The sequence below is a fragment of the Agrobacterium salinitolerans genome (assembly GCF_002008225.1).
Classification (GTDB): domain Bacteria; phylum Pseudomonadota; class Alphaproteobacteria; order Rhizobiales; family Rhizobiaceae; genus Agrobacterium; species Agrobacterium salinitolerans.
Genome location: NZ_MRDH01000013.1, coordinates 57,655 through 74,442, shown reverse-complemented (window position 1 = coordinate 74,442; position 16,788 = coordinate 57,655). Strand labels below are relative to the sequence as shown.

General features: G+C 60.1%; 11 protein-coding genes and 1 tRNA gene. 9 read left to right on the top strand and 3 right to left on the bottom strand.

The features are described from left to right. Positions 1-4: 4 nt before the first annotated feature. Genes BS627_RS11500 through BS627_RS11490 form a run of 3 tightly spaced genes read left to right on the top strand, consistent with a single transcriptional unit; the run spans position 5 to position 2,899 of the window. Entirely contained in the window at positions 5-1,162 is a 1,158-nt protein-coding gene (locus BS627_RS11500) for an ABC transporter ATP-binding protein (protein WP_077983367.1), read from the top strand. A gap of 11 nt (positions 1,163-1,173) precedes the next feature. Continuing rightward, a complete protein-coding gene (locus tag BS627_RS11495) occupies positions 1,174-2,082 on the top strand; it encodes an ABC transporter permease subunit (protein WP_077983366.1) in 909 nt (302 codons plus the stop codon). A gap of 4 nt (positions 2,083-2,086) precedes the next feature. Continuing rightward, positions 2,087-2,899: an ABC transporter permease gene (locus tag BS627_RS11490; protein WP_004432617.1), complete on the top strand. Its 813-nt coding sequence runs from the start codon at positions 2,087-2,089 to the stop codon at positions 2,897-2,899. Positions 2,900-3,209: 310 nt separating this feature from the next. Here the strand turns inward: BS627_RS11490 and BS627_RS11485 are convergent, their stop codons facing one another. Together BS627_RS11485 and BS627_RS11480 are read right to left on the bottom strand one after the other, a co-directional pair. After that, complete coding sequence (locus BS627_RS11485; protein WP_165691230.1) at positions 3,210-4,874, bottom strand: ABC transporter permease; 1,665 nt, start codon at positions 4,872-4,874, stop codon at positions 3,210-3,212. 78 nt (positions 4,875-4,952) lie between these two features. Continuing rightward, a complete protein-coding gene (locus BS627_RS11480; protein WP_077983365.1) occupies positions 4,953-8,726 on the bottom strand; it encodes an ATP-binding protein in 3,774 nt (1,257 codons plus the stop codon). A gap of 315 nt (positions 8,727-9,041) precedes the next feature. Between BS627_RS11480 and BS627_RS11475 the strand changes: the two genes are divergently transcribed. The 3 genes from BS627_RS11475 (at position 9,042) to BS627_RS11465 (ending at position 11,746) form a co-directional block, all read left to right on the top strand. Beyond that, positions 9,042-9,118 (top strand) — tRNA-His (locus tag BS627_RS11475). A gap of 277 nt (positions 9,119-9,395) precedes the next feature. Continuing rightward, positions 9,396-11,009 carry a Ppx/GppA phosphatase family protein gene (locus BS627_RS11470; RefSeq protein WP_165691229.1) on the top strand — a complete coding sequence of 538 codons (1,614 nt, stop codon included), beginning with the start codon at positions 9,396-9,398 and terminating at the stop codon, positions 11,007-11,009. Beyond that, a complete protein-coding gene (locus BS627_RS11465) occupies positions 11,006-11,746 on the top strand; it encodes an RlmE family RNA methyltransferase (RefSeq protein ID WP_077983363.1) in 741 nt (246 codons plus the stop codon). Before BS627_RS11470 ends, BS627_RS11465 begins: the two co-directional genes overlap by 4 nt. Positions 11,747-11,853: 107 nt before the next feature. Here BS627_RS11465 and BS627_RS11460 read toward each other — a convergent pair whose 3' ends face one another. Beyond that, positions 11,854-13,251 carry an MDR family MFS transporter gene (locus BS627_RS11460; protein WP_077983362.1) on the bottom strand — a complete coding sequence of 466 codons (1,398 nt, stop codon included), beginning with the start codon at positions 13,249-13,251 and terminating at the stop codon, positions 11,854-11,856. Between the two features lie 210 nt (positions 13,252-13,461). Here BS627_RS11460 and BS627_RS11455 point away from each other — a divergent pair, with 210 nt between their 5' ends. The 3 genes from BS627_RS11455 (at position 13,462) to BS627_RS11440 (ending at position 16,767) form a co-directional block, all read left to right on the top strand. Beyond that, on the top strand, positions 13,462-14,463 hold the full coding sequence (locus tag BS627_RS11455; RefSeq protein ID WP_165691228.1) for an MBL fold metallo-hydrolase: 1,002 nt from the start codon (positions 13,462-13,464) through the stop codon (positions 14,461-14,463). Between the two features lie 284 nt (positions 14,464-14,747). Continuing rightward, entirely contained in the window at positions 14,748-16,253 is a 1,506-nt protein-coding gene (guaB, locus tag BS627_RS11445; RefSeq protein ID WP_077983358.1) for an IMP dehydrogenase, read from the top strand. Positions 16,254-16,365: 112 nt separating this feature from the next. After that, complete coding sequence (locus BS627_RS11440) at positions 16,366-16,767, top strand: MAPEG family protein (RefSeq protein WP_165691233.1); 402 nt, start codon at positions 16,366-16,368, stop codon at positions 16,765-16,767. Positions 16,768-16,788 lie beyond the last annotated feature (21 nt).

The window sequence follows — 16,788 nt, the reverse complement described above, 5'->3', positions numbered from 1 at the left end:
GGGCATGGCAAAGACACTTGGACCGGTCAAACGCAAATTTAGCCCTTGGGACAATCCCGATGCGGTGCCCTTCATCCGCTTTGAAAACGTCACCAAACGTTTTGGCGATTTCGTCGCCGTCAACAATCTGACGCTGGATATCTATGAACGCGAGTTCTTCTCGCTGCTCGGCCCCTCCGGCTGCGGCAAGACCACGCTGATGCGCATGCTGGCCGGTTTCGAGGAACCGACCGAGGGCCGCATCCTGCTGCAGGGCAAGGATATTTCCGGCGTTCCGCCCTATAAGCGGCCCACCAACATGATGTTCCAGTCCTACGCGCTGTTCCCGCATATGTCGGTGGAAAAGAACGTCGCTTTCGGTCTGGAGCAGGACGGCCTGCCCAAGGCGGACATTTCCGCCCGCGTCGAGGAAATGCTGCGGCTCGTCAAACTCAGTGAATTTGCCAAACGCAAGCCAAGCCAGCTGTCCGGTGGCCAGCGCCAGCGTGTGGCGCTTGCCCGCTCGCTTGCCAAGCGGCCCAAGGTGCTTCTGCTGGATGAACCGCTCGGTGCGCTCGACAAGAAGCTGCGCGAGGAAACGCAATTCGAACTGATGGACATCCAGACCAATCTCGGCCTTACCTTCCTCATCGTCACCCACGATCAGGAAGAAGCGATGACGGTCTCGGACCGCATCGCGGTCATGGACAAGGGCAATGTCGTGCAGGTGGCGACACCGGCCGAGATTTATGAAGCGCCGAATAGCCGCTATGTGGCGGATTTCATCGGCGATATCAATATTTTTGACGCCAATGTCGTCGCCAATGCCTCCGATATCGGCAAGCCCGGCCCGGTGACGCTGGATTGCGAAGGGCTGAAGGTGGCGGTGGAGCAGGAATGTGCTGCCGCGATCGGCAGTCAGGTGGCTTTCGCCATCCGCCCCGAAAAAGTCCGCATCTCGCTCGACCAGCCCGCCGATAGCAGCGTCAATTCCGCCTATGGCGAGGTCTGGGATATCGGTTATCTCGGCGACTTCTCCGTCTTCATCGTCAAGCTTGCCGATGGCCGCGTCATCCGCGCCGCGCAGGCGAATGTCTCGCGTCTCGTGGATCGCCCGATCACCTTTGGCGATATGGTGTGGCTGAACTGGAAGCCGGATTCCGGCCTCGTCCTGACGCGCTGAGGGAGGTTTCGATGGCGATCACCACTCCTGAAAACCGGCAAAGCCTCTGGCGCTGGCTGGTCGTCGCGGTTCCCTATGTCTGGCTGCTGCTGTTTTTCGCAGCGCCCTTTTTCATCATCTTCAAAATCTCGCTGTCGGATACGGCAATCTCCATGCCGCCCTATACGCCGGTCTTCGAAGGATTTTCGAAGCTCGGCGCGTTTTTCTCGCAGTTGGATTTCGAAAACTACCTGTTTCTGACGGAAGACCCGCTCTATATCGACGCTTATCTTTCGTCGTTGCGCATCGCACTCATCTCCACCTTCCTGTTGTTGCTGATCGGTTATCCCATGGCGCTTGCCATGGCGCGTTCGCCATCATCCGTCCGCCCGACGCTGGTAATGCTGGTTATCCTGCCGTTCTGGACCTCGTTCCTGATCCGCGTTTACGCCTGGATCGGTATTCTGAAGCCCGAAGGTCTACTGACGGTGCTGTTTCAGTGGCTCGGGTTTCTGGGGCCGGACCAGCAGGTCAACATCTTCCGCACCGAGACGGCGATCTTCATCGGCATCGTTTATTCCTATCTGCCCTTCATGGTGCTGCCGCTCTATTCGGCGCTGGAAAAGCTCGACAATACGCTGCTGGAAGCGGCGGCCGATCTCGGTTGCCCGCCATGGAAAGCTTTCTGGAAAATTACCTTCCCGCTGTCGCTGCCGGGCGTCGTGGCCGGATCGATGATCTGCTTCATTCCGATAACAGGGGAATTCGTCATCCCCGATCTGCTTGGCGGCGCCCAGACGCTGATGATCGGCAAGACGTTGTGGACGGAATTCTTCGGCAACCGCGACTGGCCCTTGGCATCCGCCGTCGCCGTGCTGCTTCTCATCTTGCTGGTGGTGCCCATCGCCATCTTCCAGAACCAGCAGAAGAAGGCGGGGTGAGGCCATGAAGCGTGGAAAATTCGACATTACCGTCCTCACCCTCGGTTTCGCCTTTCTTTATATCCCGATCATCATCCTGATCGTTTATTCCTTCAACGCCTCGAAGCTCGTCACCGTCTGGGGCGGCTTTTCGCTGCAATGGTATCGCTCCATGTGGTCGAACCAGGGGCTGATGGATGCGGCCTGGGTGACGTTGCGCGTCGGTATCCTCAGCGCCACCATCGGCACAATTCTCGGAACGCTTGCGGCGCTGTCGTTGACGCGGTTCGCGCGGTTTCCGGGCCGGGTGCTGTTTTCCGGCATGATCTATGCGCCGCTCGTCATGCCAGAAGTGATCACCGGCCTGTCGCTCCTGTTGCTCTTCGTGGCCGTCGGGGTGGATCGCGGTTTCTGGACGGTGGTTATAGCCCATACGACTTTCACCATGTGTTACGTGGCGATTGTCGTGCAGTCGCGGCTCCTGACCTTCGATCGCAGTCTTGAGGAAGCAGCGCTCGATCTTGGCTGCCCACCGGTCAAGACCTTCTTCCGCATCACCCTGCCGCTCATTTTTCCCGCTGTCATCGCCGGCTGGATGCTGGCCTTCACGCTGTCGCTGGACGATCTGGTGATCGCCAGCTTCGCCACCGGCCCCGGCGCAACCACGCTGCCGATCAAGATCTATTCGCAGGTTCGCCTCGGCGTAACGCCGGAAATCAACGCCATCTGCACGATCCTGATCGGGCTCGTCACCATCGGCGTGATTGTCGCCTCCATCGCTTCCAAACGCACGGAATTGCAGCGGATGCGGGATGAACATGCGGCGGCACGGAACTGATCGAATATCCTGCGTCAATTTTTACGCGTTACTGTTGAAATCGCGAGAAAAGTAGAAGCTGTTAATTTAGTTTCGGCGTTTTACGGTCTCAGAATAGGAATTTTCGTGGGTAATTGATCGATTTTGGTTTTAACCGCTTGTTAATAGGAGTTGGCGGAAAGTAAACCCAACGCAGGGCCGTCAAATTTTTGATAGCCGGGACTGATAATTTCCATATGGCGAGATTGTCCCCCTTTCTCTCGTTGAAAAGCACAACTCATTCAGGCGGCCGCAAGGCCGCCTTTCTTTTTGCCGCAAAGGCTCGCGCCACTCAGCGATTTTCGGGATGATCCATGGATTTCGATACGAGAAGCACGGGAATAAGTCCGGCAATGATGATGATGATCGCTGGCACGGCCGCATCCTGCACCCTTGCGCGCGACGCATCCTCATAAACCAGCGTGGCCAGCGTGTTGAAGCCGAAAGGCCGGAGCAGGATGGTGGCCGGCAGTTCCTTCATGGATTCGATCAGGACGAGCAGAAAAGCCGTCAGCGCTGCGGGCCGCATGTTGGGCAACAGCACCTTGAACAGCGTCTGTGTCCGGTTGCGCCCAAGCGTCCGCGAGGCCATGTCGATATGCGGAGAGAGCTTGTGGAAACCGGCATCGAGCGTACCCTCCGCCATGGTCATGAAGCGCACGGCATGGGCGTAAATGATGGCGAAGGCGGTGCCGGAGAGCAGCAGCCCGGTGGAAAAGCCGAAATGTGCACGTATGAAGCTGTCGACGCCATTGTCGAGGCTGGCCAGCGGAATGAGGACGCCGATGGCAAGCACGGTTCCCGGCGCGCCATATCCCATGGAGCCGAGGCGCGCCGCCACTTTTGAGAGGCGCGAGCGCTCGGTGCGGATGGCATAGGAAAACACAAAAGCGGCAATCAGGGTCACGAAGGCGGCAGAAAGTGAGACTTCGAGACTGTGTCCAAGTGCTTTCAGAAGCTTCGGCGCAAACAGCGCATCGAGCCTTCTGGCGGCGTAACCGCCCAGCACGATGACGGGAATCAAAAAGCCGCTCGCCACGGGAACGAAGCATAGAAGGCTCGCGCCCCAGCGCCGCCAGCCGGCAAGCACCTTCAGCCGGTGGCGCTGCGCCATGCTTGTCGCTTTCGGCGCGCCGAAACGCTGCTTTTCCCGCGCATTGCGTTCGATGACGATCAGCGCACCGACGATGACGAGGATGACGGCGGCGATCTGCGTCGCATTGGCGAGGTTGCCGCGATTGAGCCAGGTTTCGTAGATGGTGAAAGTCAGCGTCTGAACGCCGAGATATTCAACCGCGCCGATATCGTTCAGCGTTTCCATCAGGACCAGAGAAAGCCCGATGGCGATGGCCGGCCGGGCCATCGGCAATTGCACGGAGAAGAACACGTTCAGCGGTTTTGCGCCAAGCGTGCGGGCCGCTTCGGCCGCAAACCGTCCCTGCATGGAAAAGGCGGCGCGGGCCGAGAGATAAACGTAAGGGTAGAGGACCGAGCTCAGGACGATCACGGCACCGCCAAGCGATCGTATGTCCGGAAACCAGTAATCGCGGATGCTGTGATACCCGAAAGCGGCGCGCAACGCGCTCTGCACCGGGCCGGTAAAGTCGAGAAACTCGCCAAACGCATAGGCGGCGAGATAGGAAGGGATGGCGAGCGGCAGGACGAGCGCCGCGGACAATAACCGCCGCAGTGGAAATTCGAAGGTGGTGACAAGCCAGGCGCAGACGATGCCGAAGAAAGCCGTCGTCGCGGCCGTCATCCCCAAGAGCAGGAAGGTGCGAAACCCGGCGCGCGGCAGGACATTGACGAGAAGATGCTGCCATCCCTCCGTGTTGCCCGTCAGCGCCAGCCAGAAGATCGCCAGAATGGGCATGGCGGCAATGGCCGCGACGATGACCGCCGTGATGGGCAACACCGAGAAGCGTCTTGTTGCCGGAAGGGAAACCGTCATGGACATGCCAGTCTACTGTCGTTCAAAGGCCTCAACCGGCGACCATGGTGCCGGCGGCTCTCGCATTGCTACGCCCGCATGGCCTCAGTTGGCAAGAACCCGCTGCGACGGAAAGGTAATTTCCACCAGCGTGCCTTCATTCGGCGTGGAGGTGATGGAGAAATTCGCCCGGTTGGCGTCCACCATGGCTTTGGTCAGCGGCAGGCCGAGTCCGGTGCCGTCACCGCGTACACGCTTGCCGGACGAAGCCACTTGCCGGAACGGCTTCATCGCCTGTTCCAGTTCCGCCCGGGTCATGCCGATGCCGGTGTCGCGAATGCGCAGCGACACGCTGCCATTGGCCTCATAGGCGGTGGACACCACGATCTGGCCGCCGGAAGGCGTGAAGCGGATGGCGTTGGACAGGATGTTCAGCACGATCTGCTTGATCGAGCGCAGGTCGGCGACGATTTGCGGTACGGATTGCGCAAGCGCGGTGCGGATGATGACGCGCTGGTTATTGGCCTGCGGCTGCACCAGCGAGACCGCCTCGGCCACCGTTTCATTAAGCGGCACGGCAATGAAATCCACATCCATCTGCCCGGCCTCGATCTTGGAGATATCGAGCAGATCGTTGACGATGTCGAGCACATGCCGGCCCGAACGGCCGATATCATTGGCATATTCCACATAACGCGGATTGCCGATCGGCCCGAAACGCTCGGTCGCCATCATGTCGGAGAAACCGATGATGGCGTTGAGCGGCGTGCGGATTTCATGGCTGACGCGCGCCAGGAAATCAGTCTTGTGGGCATTGGCGGTTTCCGCAGCCCGCTTGGCGTTGCGCAGTTCTTCTTCCGTGCGCTTCCACTGGGTGATATCGCGGATAACCACGCAATAGCCATGCGAGGATTTTAGCCGGCCGATGGTCATGAACAGCGGCAGGAAGCCGCCGGAGGCTTCGCGGCCGATCACTTCGCGGCCGTCGTTCAGCACGCTGGCGACACCGTTATTGGCAAGGCCGGAGAGATAATCCAGCACGGCGCGCTGGCTCTCATGGGCAAAGAGGGTGACGAAAGGCTTGCCGGCGATTTCAGCGTTGTCATAGTTGAACAGCGCGCTGGCGGAACGGTTGAGCGAGCGGATTTCGCCTTCGTCTCCCAGAAGCACAACCCCGTCGGTGGCTGTTTCCAGAATGGAATGCAGCTCCTCCACTTCCCCCTGCAACAGGGAGAGGCTGCCTGCTTCCGCACCTTCGACATCGCCAGTGGCAATATTTTCGTTGGCTGCTGCAACCGGCGCCTGCTTTTCCTCAAGCGGCACCAAAGACAGCATCAGCGCCTTGGTCTCTTCCCAGCGGATAGACTGCAACCGCGCCTTGACGGGAATGATGTCGTTTTCGGCGCTCACGACCACCATGCCGCCTTCATTGTCCGGCATTTCTTCCAGCTCCTGCCGCTGCAGCAGCGCTTCCAGACCCCCCACCTCTTCGAGTTCGTCGAGAGAACCATAGCCTGTCAAGCGCAGGAAATCCGGATTGGCGTGGATCAGCCTGTCGCCGGCATGCACCAGAAGCGCCACGGGCATCTGGTCCAGCGTCTCGGCCGTCAAGGCATTCGTGGGACGAACGGACGGGCTGACCATGGCGGCGGCCATATCGGCAGCCGGCCGCTCGTCAGCCGCAGGTTCCTGCTTTTCGTCGGAACCGCTTTCATCCGCGGATGCACGAATGGCCGCAGGCTGCTCGCCACGAACATAATCGGCGAAAAGATCGTCTTCCTCTGCGGGCTCGGTTTTATTGCCGTCATTTTCCGTTTCGGAGGGCGCGCTTTCCGAAGCATCCGCATCGATATCCCGCTGGATATCCTGCATGATCGGCTCAGCGGAAATGGCCTCCTCATCCGTTTCCCGGTCTTTTTCGCAAGCAGCATCCGCCGGCGCAAGGGCTCTGCCGATTTCGCGGAAGGCGGCCTGCTCGCCTGCGGTCAGCCCCTCGCGGGAGCGCGAGCGGCGCTCCTCCAGATGGACGACCTTGTCGGAATAGTCCGGTTCCAGAGCGGGCGCCGCAACCGGCGCTTCGAATTCCGGCGGGGTATAATCATGGTGCTGTTCTTCTGCCGAAACCACGTCCGATGCACCATCCGCCGCATCGGCTTGCGTTACCGGGGCCTCATCATCAGCGATCGAACTTGCGTCTTGCGCCGCGTCGTCATCCTCATCGATAAAGGCCAGCAATTCGTGGCTTTCATCCTCGATGGCGTGCTGCGGCAGGGCTTCCGCGGGATCTGCCTCTTCGCCGTTGAGGAAGGTCAGGCCGGTGGCATGCGGGTCTTCGGCGGCGTCGGCAAGCCGCACGATGCCGAAACCGCGGAAACCGTCGAATTCGCGGGAGCGCGTATAGGTGGGCAGGGCGGCAAGATCGATCGGCACCATCAGCGATGTGCCTTCCACCGGCCAGTAGATCGTCTTGCCCGACCATGTGTCGCGTCGGCCGAGAAGCTCGCGGATCTTGCCGTCCGGATCGAGATTGAACAGGGCCGCGACATCGGCAAAGCCCATGCCTTCAACGGCAGCCGCCTTGGCGCCCACCGCCTCCGCGAATTCATGCGAGATCGAACTGAAGCGTCCTTCCGCATCGATTTTCCAGACGAAACGGGAAGCGCGCGCACCGGCATTGAAAACAAAAGGCTGCGCTTCTGCGCCAGCGCCGACATCCGTCTCTTCGGTCTCCGTCTCCGCCGCTACCTCCTCATCCGCCGCAGGAGCAGCTTCTAAGGGCGCGGTTTCGACGATTTCATCGTCCGCGACTGCGTTTTCTTCGGCTTGAGCCTCTTCCGCAGGGGCATCGGCGATTGCCCGCTCGGTTAAGGGCGCTTCTGCTTCATCCTCATCGAGTTCGAAAAGATCGGCGATGTCGTCCGTCATCGCCACATTCGCAGCGGTGTCGGCGTCCTGCGCGGAAAGCGCCGCCGGGGTTTCCGTTTCGTCTTCCGGCAGGGACAGGACGCTGTCGTCATCCTGCTGCGCTGGCGCTTCTTCTTCGGGATCGACCGGCAGTTCCTGTACCTCTTCCACATCCTCGATGCCGGCAACAGCGTCGAGCACGGAATCGAAGGAGGTTGCAGCGGCAACAGTCTTGGTCTCCGCAACCGGCAGGGCTGGCGCTTCCTGCGGCCTGTCTTCGAAAAAACCATTGACGGGATCGAGTGTGCCCAGCGCGGTTTCGACCACGAACATCAGGTTCAGTTCGGGCGATGTCGCGATCTGGCCGGTGGCCGCGGGCAGATAACCCTTGCCGGTCGGCACCGGCCGCTTGACGAGATGGCCGGGCTGTCCGGCCGCCATCTTCACCAGCGTCCGCGCTGTGTGGGGCGTAATACCGAGAGAAGAAAAGCCGGGGGAAGCAGCGACAATCTCGTTCTCGCCGTTCAGAACCGCCATATGGATATCGGGGTCGTCGAACCCTTCGATCATGCGCCGGGCGCATTCCGCCGTGTCGGGTGCGGCCTGATCGGTGAGGGCGGAAAACAGGATGGCGGGCTGGCCGGGTTCGGCCTCGATGACTTCCGCGCGCGCGGTAACGGCAAGGCTGCGGAAACCCGAGGTGATGCGAATGGTAAACGGCAGGCTGTCGCCCGCTTTGGAAAGCCGCGCCGCCGCGGCCGCCAGTTGCCGGAAGGTCACGTCCTGCGGTTTCGGGCCCTGTTCCAGAAAATCATAGACCATCGGCGTGCCAAACAGCGCCGCACCCCGGCCATTGGCCCAAAGGGCGTTTTTAAGGTCGAGCGAGAACAACGCCATGGCCTCGCCGCGCCCGAAACCGTCACGCACCCGTTCATGTACTGCGATATCGATAAAGGGATACTGGACGGCGGGCATGTCGAAACCTATTCTGGCACTACCGGACCTCGCGGGCTTTCGGCTTCCTCATGAAGCTCTAAACGTAAACCCGCCGAGGCATCACGTTAACAGAATTTTAAATAACTTCACAGGGCGATCCGGTCCACCATCCGCCGGATGAATCGCCAAATAGAGTTAACGTCAACAGGCCGCCGCGGCCTCTTAATGACAATCCGGCCCATTGAAAAGAGCTTGCCTTTCTTCGCCTTTTTTCGCAAAATTCGAACAGGCACTTGCAAATGGGCAAAACACCTTTTATGTCACCCCCCGTGACGCCGCTTCGGCGTTTCATGTGCGGTTGTAGCTCAGTTGGTTAGAGCGCAGGTTTGTGGCACCTGAGGTCGGTGGTTCGACCCCACTCAACCGTACCATTCCCCTCTCCCAGTAAGTTTATATGTCACAAGGACTTACCGGGAGAGGGGAGTATTTTCTCCACATTGGTGCCCTTTCATGACTTGTGGGTGTCCGCGCAAGGCCCGGCGACGAGCTGACCTGCCTTCCGATTTCGAAAGCATCCGGAAATCATAGCCGCGATCGTGACGATGCTCGCCCAGTCTTGGCGAGGCATCAGCCCTTCCCACAAGACGCCTGCCAAAAACCATTTGGCTAAAATCGCTTGCGCTGGTATTGTCGGCCCAACGAAACCTTATGAAAGCCAGCAGCATAGCGTCTACGCTTGTGCGCGGCGAAATGGACAAGACAGTGATCGACCCCGGAAACGGCCCAAAGCCGTCGGAACAAGGGGCGTCGGTGGCGAACAAAGGGAAAGCGAAGCGATCCCGTCGTGGCAAGAAACACAAGCGTGACGGTCAGCCCCGTGACGCTGCTGTGCTGTCGCATGATGTTGCCGCAGATGTTCCGGCCGGTTCCTCCTACGTATCGGCTCTTGAGCCGGATGCCGAGCCGCGCAAGAGAAAGCGTCGCAGGCGCTCTCGCGGCAAGGGTGCTTCTCAGCAGGCTGCCCCAGCTTCCACCGTGCAGACGCAGGGTTCAGCTGCAACAGATGCTGCCAATCCATCCTCCATGCCGCCGGGCGCAGGGCGAAAGTCGCGCCACCGCAAGCGTGGTCATCGCGATCCACAGGGTCGTCCGCTGGTTCCCACCCATGCGCCGAAACACGTTGGCAAGCAGAACGGCCGGGCAGGAGGGGGCGGGCAGGACCCGCATCGGCAATCCGAACTATCCGCCCGCAATGCCGGTCGCCAGCACGAGCATGGCCAAGAGCCGCCGGCGGATATGTATGCGGCGCTCGATCTCGGCACCAATAATTGCCGGCTTCTAATCGCGCAGCCGACGAGGCCCGGCCAGTTTCGGGTCGTCGACGCCTTTTCGCGCATCGTCCGGCTGGGCGAGGGGCTGGTGTCGAGCGGCCGGCTTTCCGACGACGCCATGGATCGAGCTGTCGAGGCGCTGAAAGTCTGCTCCGCGAAGCTTTCCGGTCGTCCGATCAGGCGCATGCGGCTCATTGCCACCGAGGCCTGCCGCGCTGCGTCGAATGGCGAGGAGTTTCTGGCGCGAGTTACGCGGGAGACGGGACTGAAGCTCGAAATCATCAGCCGCGAGACTGAAGCTCGCCTTGCGGTGTCCGGCTGCGCCTCGCTTGTCGGGCGTGAAGCGCGCTCTGTCGTGCTGTTCGATATTGGTGGCGGATCGTCGGAAATCGCCGTTATCAAGGTCGGGGAAAATCGCTCGAACCGGCTCGCCAATCACATCACCCACTGGACCTCGTTGCCGGTCGGTGTCGTCACGCTTTCGGAACGTCATGGCGGGCGCGATGTGACGCCGGATGTTTTCGCCGCCATGGTGGGGGAAGTCGAAGGGCTGCTCGACGCCTTCCACTGCCCGCCTCTCGCGCCGCAGACCCATCACGAGGATTTTCACCTGATCGGGACCTCGGGCACCGTGACGACGCTTGCCGGCGTCCATCTCGATCTGCCACGCTATGACCGCCGCAAGGTGGATGGCCTCTGGCTTTCCGATGCCGAGGTGACGGCCATGCAGGACAAGCTTCTGGCATGGGATTTCGCGGGCCGCGCTGCCAATGCCTGCATCGGGCCTGACAGGGCCGATCTGGTTCTGGCCGGCTGCGCCATCCTTGAGGCCATTCGCCGCCGCTGGCCGGCGCGGCGCATGCGCGTGGCGGATCGCGGCCTTCGCGAAGGCCTGCTGACGGATATGATGGCGGATGACGGCGCATGGCGGCGCAACCGGATAAGGCGCATGCAGATGGCACGGCAGGACAGGACGGAAGGTTTGACATGAGCAAGGCGCCGACAAGCAACAACCGCACCGGCCGCAAGATCGGCCAGAAGGTCAAGAAGACCAAGCTAAAGGCCTCGTCGCGCCGCTGGCTGGAACGTCATATCAATGACCCTTATGTGCAGCGCGCCAGGCTTGAGGGCTATCGCGCCCGCGCCGCCTTCAAGCTGTTGGAAATCAACGACAAGCATGAGATTCTGAAGGGCGCACGCCGCATCATCGATCTCGGCGCCGCACCCGGCAGCTGGTCGCAGATCGCCTCAAAGGTGACGGATTCGACAGAAGATGACATTCGCGTTGCGGCCATCGATTTCCTCGAGATCGATCCTATTCCCGGCGTGAAAATCCTGCAGCTGGACTTCCTCGATCCGAGCGCGCCGGAAAAGCTGATGGAGGCCGTCGGCGGTACGCCTGATCTGGTGCTGTCGGATATGGCCGCGCCCACCACCGGGCACCAGAAGACCGACCACATCCGCACCATGCATCTGTGCGAAGTCGCGGCCGATTTTGCCGTTCAGGTGCTGGCGGAGGGCGGGCACTTCCTTGCCAAGACCTTCCAGGGCGGCACGGAAAAGCAGCTGCTGGACATGCTCAAGAAGAACTTCAAGCAAGTCTTGCATATCAAACCGGCCTCGTCACGTTCGGAGTCGGTGGAAATGTTCCTGCTTGCCAAACACTTCAAGGGCCGCAAGAACGCGCCGCAGGTCGATATGGAGGCCGGAGAGGCTTCCGAAGACTAGCGCATCGGACAGAAAGCCATATTCGATTTTTGTCCGTAACGGTGCCCAGATTCAAAGAGTTAAAGCGTCCTTTGTACGCCCAAACGGGCGCACAAAGGACGCTTTAATCACTCCGCCGGTTGCGAGACCTTGCCGCGGTGGCCGGAGACGGCCGCCCCGGCATTGCCGTCCATGCGGATGATCGGCACTATGGCGAACAGCGATACCAGTGCGACGATAGTGAAAGCGATGTGGAAATCGGCGAGCTGCAGGTGCGTGCCGGACATCGTGCTGCTGACTTCCAGAATGGAGGCGGCGAAAGCCACGCCCAGCGCGAGGCTGATCTGCTGCAACACCGACGCCATCGAGGTCGCCTGGCTGGCCTGCCTGTCCTCGATATCGGAATAGCTGAGCGCATTCGACCCGGTGAAGAAGAAGGACCGGGCAAATCCTGCCGTCACCAGAAAGATCATGATGAGCGGATAGGGTGTTTCAGGCGTGAAAAAGCTGTTGGCAAGCGTCGTGAACGCGCCGACGATGCCGGCCCCGATCAGCGTCGAGCGAAATCCGGTTGCCGCAAACACTCGCTTGGCCATGAATTTCGTGGTGATCGCGCCGATTGCGCCGGCAAAGGTGATCATGCCCGACTGGAACGGGTTCAGCCCGAAACCGATCTGCAGCATCAGCGGCATCAGGAAGGGTATGGCGCCCGTGGAAATGCGGAAAACGGTGCCGCCGACGGAAGCCGCCCGGAAGGTCGCGTTCTGAAAGATGCGAAAATCCAGAATGGGGGCAGGGTGGCGCGCGGCGTGGCGCAGATAAAGAAAACCGCAGATGAAACCGATGATGGTCGAGGCGATGCCGATTGCCGGCGGCAGCGCGGGCAGGCTGACGACGGAGAGGCCGAACACCACGCCGGAGGCGGCGATGCCTGAAAGCACGAAGCCCTTGCCGTCCATCGGCGGCGGATTTGTCGTTTCGATTTCCGGCAGGAAGATCGTCGACAGCCAGATGCCAATGATACCGATCGGCACGTTGATGAGGAAAATCCAGTGCCATGAAAAATAGGTGGTAATGAAACCGCCGATGGGCGGTCCGGTGAGCGGTCCGACGAGTCCGGGGATCGTCAGCAGCGCCATGGCGGAGACGAGTTCGCTGCGCTTGGTCGTGCGCAAAAGCACGAGACGTCCGACGGGCGTCATCATGGCCCCGCCCATGCCCTGCAAAAAACGCGAAAGTACGAATTCGAACACCGAGGACGACACCGCGCAGCAGATCGACCCCACCACAAAAACGCCGATGGCGAAACGGAAGATTTTCTTCGCGCCATATTTGTCGGCCATCCAGCCGCTGATGGGAATGAAGATCGCTAGCGCCACCATATAGGCCGTCAATGCGAGCTTGAGCGTGATCGGGCCGACATGAAGATCGGCGGCAATTGCCGGCAGCGAGGTGGCGATGACGGTGGAGTCCATCTGCTCCATAAAGAGAGCGACTGCCAGGATGAGTGGAATGATGCGGTTCATTGAGGCTGCCTGCGGCTTTCCGCTGCGACAAAGGATATCGCCGTTCCTCCTACGCCTGATAACCCGGCTTGCCAACACGTTAATTATCAATTTCTCAAGTTCCGATCAAACCTGCGTGAGGCCGGTTTTCTTGCAACTTTCTCGCTCTATTGTCCGTTGGGTGAGTTCAGTTGGCAATCACGGCCAGTTGGCGATATCGGGAGTAAGATAATGACCAAATCCTTCAGCATGAGCAGACGTGGCCTCATCGGTGCGGCGGGCGCAAGCGTTCTCGGTGCGCCAATTTTGATGGCGCGCAGCGCAAATGCCCAGACCAGCCAGCCGCAGACTTCCATGGAGATAGAACACGCGATGCCACCTGAAACCAACCGCTTCAAACTCGGCAATTTCGAAGTGCTGGTGGTGAAGGATGGCGCACGCGCGGCCCCCAATCCCGGCGAGACCTTCGGCACGGATCAATCGCCCGAGACGGTTGGAAAATTGCTGGAAGACAATTTTCTGCCGAAAGAGCAATTCGTCAATTCCTTCTCGCCGGTCCTCGTCAATACCGGCACCGATCTCGTGCTGTTCGATACCGGTTTCGGTGAAGCCGGGCGCGGTGCGGGCAATGGCCGGTTGATCGAGGGCATGGCGGCCGCCGGTTATACGCCGGAAGATGTGACCGTGGTGGTGCTGACCCATATGCATGGCGATCATATTGGCGGGCTGATGGAGAAGGGCGTACCGGCTTTTTCCAAGGCCCGCTATGTGTTCGGCCAGGTGGAATATGATTTCTGGACAGACGACAAGCGCGTCGGCACGCCGGCGGAAGGCGGTCACAAGGGCGTTCTTACAAACGTCAAGCCGCTGGCGGAAAAGGCGAGCTTCATTGGCGACGGCGCCAGCGTCGTATCCGGGATTACCGGCGTGGCGGCCTTCGGTCACTCACCGGGGCACATGATCTTCCGTGTCGAATCGGAAGGCAAACAACTCATCCTGACGGCGGATACCGCCAACCATTTCGTCCTTTCCCTGCAAAAGCCGGACTGGGAGGTGAAGTTCGACATGGACAAAGCGGCAGCCGCTGCGACCCGCAAGAAGGTCTATGACATGATCGCCACTGACCGCTTGCCTTTCCTTGGGTATCACATGCCTTTCCCGGCGGTCGGTTACGCGGAAAAGCTGGATACGGGCTATCGTTTCGTGCCGAAATCCTATCAGTTCGACATCTAATGCATGTCGCGCAAAAGTGTTCAGCGGTTTTGCGATAACGACATGCATAAAAACAAGCAGTTATAGCGCGTCGTGTGGGGCAAGGACCCACACGACGCGCTATAACGTCTGCTGCAACGCAGCAACAGAGAAAGCCCGGGAGGTTATTCCGGGTTTTTTCTATTCCCTTCCTGTCATGAACGTGTTACCAGCCCTCGCCAACTTCCAAGCAATCCTTGCAGGGCGCCGGGGTGAACTTTTCGTTCCGGAACGGCCACGCATTTTCAGTATGAAGGAATTTGGTAATGGCACGCATCATTCAAACACCCACTGGTTTGGACGCTCTCACATTTGACGATGTGTTGCTGCAACCCGGACATTCCGAGGTTATGCCGGGACAGACGAATATCGCCACCCGCATTGCCCGCGATATCGATCTGAACCTGCCTATCCTCTCTTCCGCCATGGATACGGTGACCGAAGGCCGTCTTGCCATCGCCATGGCCCAGGCCGGCGGCATCGGCGTCATCCACCGCAACCTGACCCCCATCGAACAGGCCGAAGAAGTCCGGCAGGTGAAGAAGTTCGAAAGCGGTATGGTCGTCAACCCGGTCACCATCGGCCCGGATGCGACGCTTGCAGAAGCACAGGCCTTGATGAAGGCGCACGGCATTTCCGGTATTCCGGTGGTTGAAAACGGCGGGTCCGGCGGCCACAAGAACGGTCGCCTCGTCGGCATTCTGACCAACCGCGACGTGCGCTTCGCCTCCGATCCGCAGCAGAAGATTTACGAACTGATGACCCGCGAAAATCTGGTCACGGTCAAGGAAAGCAGCGTCGATCAGCAGGAAGCGCGCCGCCTGCTGCACAAGCACCGCATCGAAAAGCTGCTGGTGGTGGATGGAAAAGGCAATTGCGTCGGCCTCATCACCGTCAAGGATATCGAGAAGTCGCAGTTGAACCCCAACGCCACCAAGGATGCGCAGGGCCGTCTTCGAGCTGCCGCTGCCATCAGCGTTGGTGCCGATGCCATCGAGCGCGCGGAGCGCCTCATCGATGCCGGCGTCGACCTTCTGGTCGTCGATACCGCGCACGGCCATTCGCAGCGCGTGCTGGATGCCGTTTCGCTCGTCAAGAAGATGTCGAACTCGGTTCGCATCATCGCCGGCAATGTCGCGACAGCCGACGGCACCAAGGCGCTGATCGATGCCGGCGCCGATGGCGTCAAGGTCGGTATCGGCCCCGGCTCCATCTGCACCACCCGCATCGTCGCCGGCGTCGGCGTTCCACAGCTTGCGGCCATCATGTCGTCGGTTGAAGTCGCCAATGCCGCTGATATTCCTGTTATCGCCGATGGCGGCATCAAGTTCTCGGGCGATCTGGCCAAGGCGATCGCTGCTGGCGCTTCCGCCGTCATGATCGGCTCGCTGCTTGCCGGCACGGATGAAAGCCCGGGTGAAGTGTTCCTCTATCAGGGCCGTTCCTTCAAGGCCTACCGCGGCATGGGCTCCGTTGGCGCTATGGCGCGCGGCTCGGCTGACCGTTATTTCCAGGCGGAAGTGCGCGATACACTGAAGCTCGTGCCTGAAGGCATCGAAGGTCAGGTTCCCTACAAGGGCCCGGTTTCCGGCGTCCTGCACCAGCTGGCCGGTGGCCTGAAGGCCGCCATGGGTTATGTCGGCGGCAGCAACATCAAGGAATTCCAGGAACGCGCCACCTTCGTTCGCATCTCCAGCGCGGGCCTGCGCGAAAGCCACGCCCATGACGTGACGATCACCCGCGAAAGCCCGAACTACCCCGGCGCGGTTTGATCTTTCGAGGCGAATCCGTAAAAGGATACTGAGTATTTGGCGCTCCCCGATTCATGCCGGATCGGGGAGCGTTTTGATGATTGGAGAAGAAAGCATGTCACCCACGACCGCAATGTTCTGGCCGATGATCGCCCATGTCTTTCTGGTCTTCTGGCTTTACGCGCTCCTGATCGTCCGGCGTAACAAATACACCTTCAAGGATCGCGAATCCGCGATCAAGCTGCGCGACCGCGGCGAGGAAGCGCGCGAAAGCTATCTGGTGAACCGCAATATTGCCAACCAGTTCGAGCTGCCGGTCCTGTTCCACATTGCGTGCCTGCTACTTTACATCACGGATGCGGACAATATCGTCACCGTCGTTCTGGCATGGCTGTTCGTGCTCTCGCGTTATGCTCATTCCTATGTCCATGTCACCAGCAATCGCCTGCGTCAGCGCGGCGCGTTGTTCGGCATCGGCTTTGCGCTGGTCGTCTGCCTGTGGGTATGGCTCGCCATATGGTTGGCACTGGAATAAATCAGCACCGTGAGGTTGCCT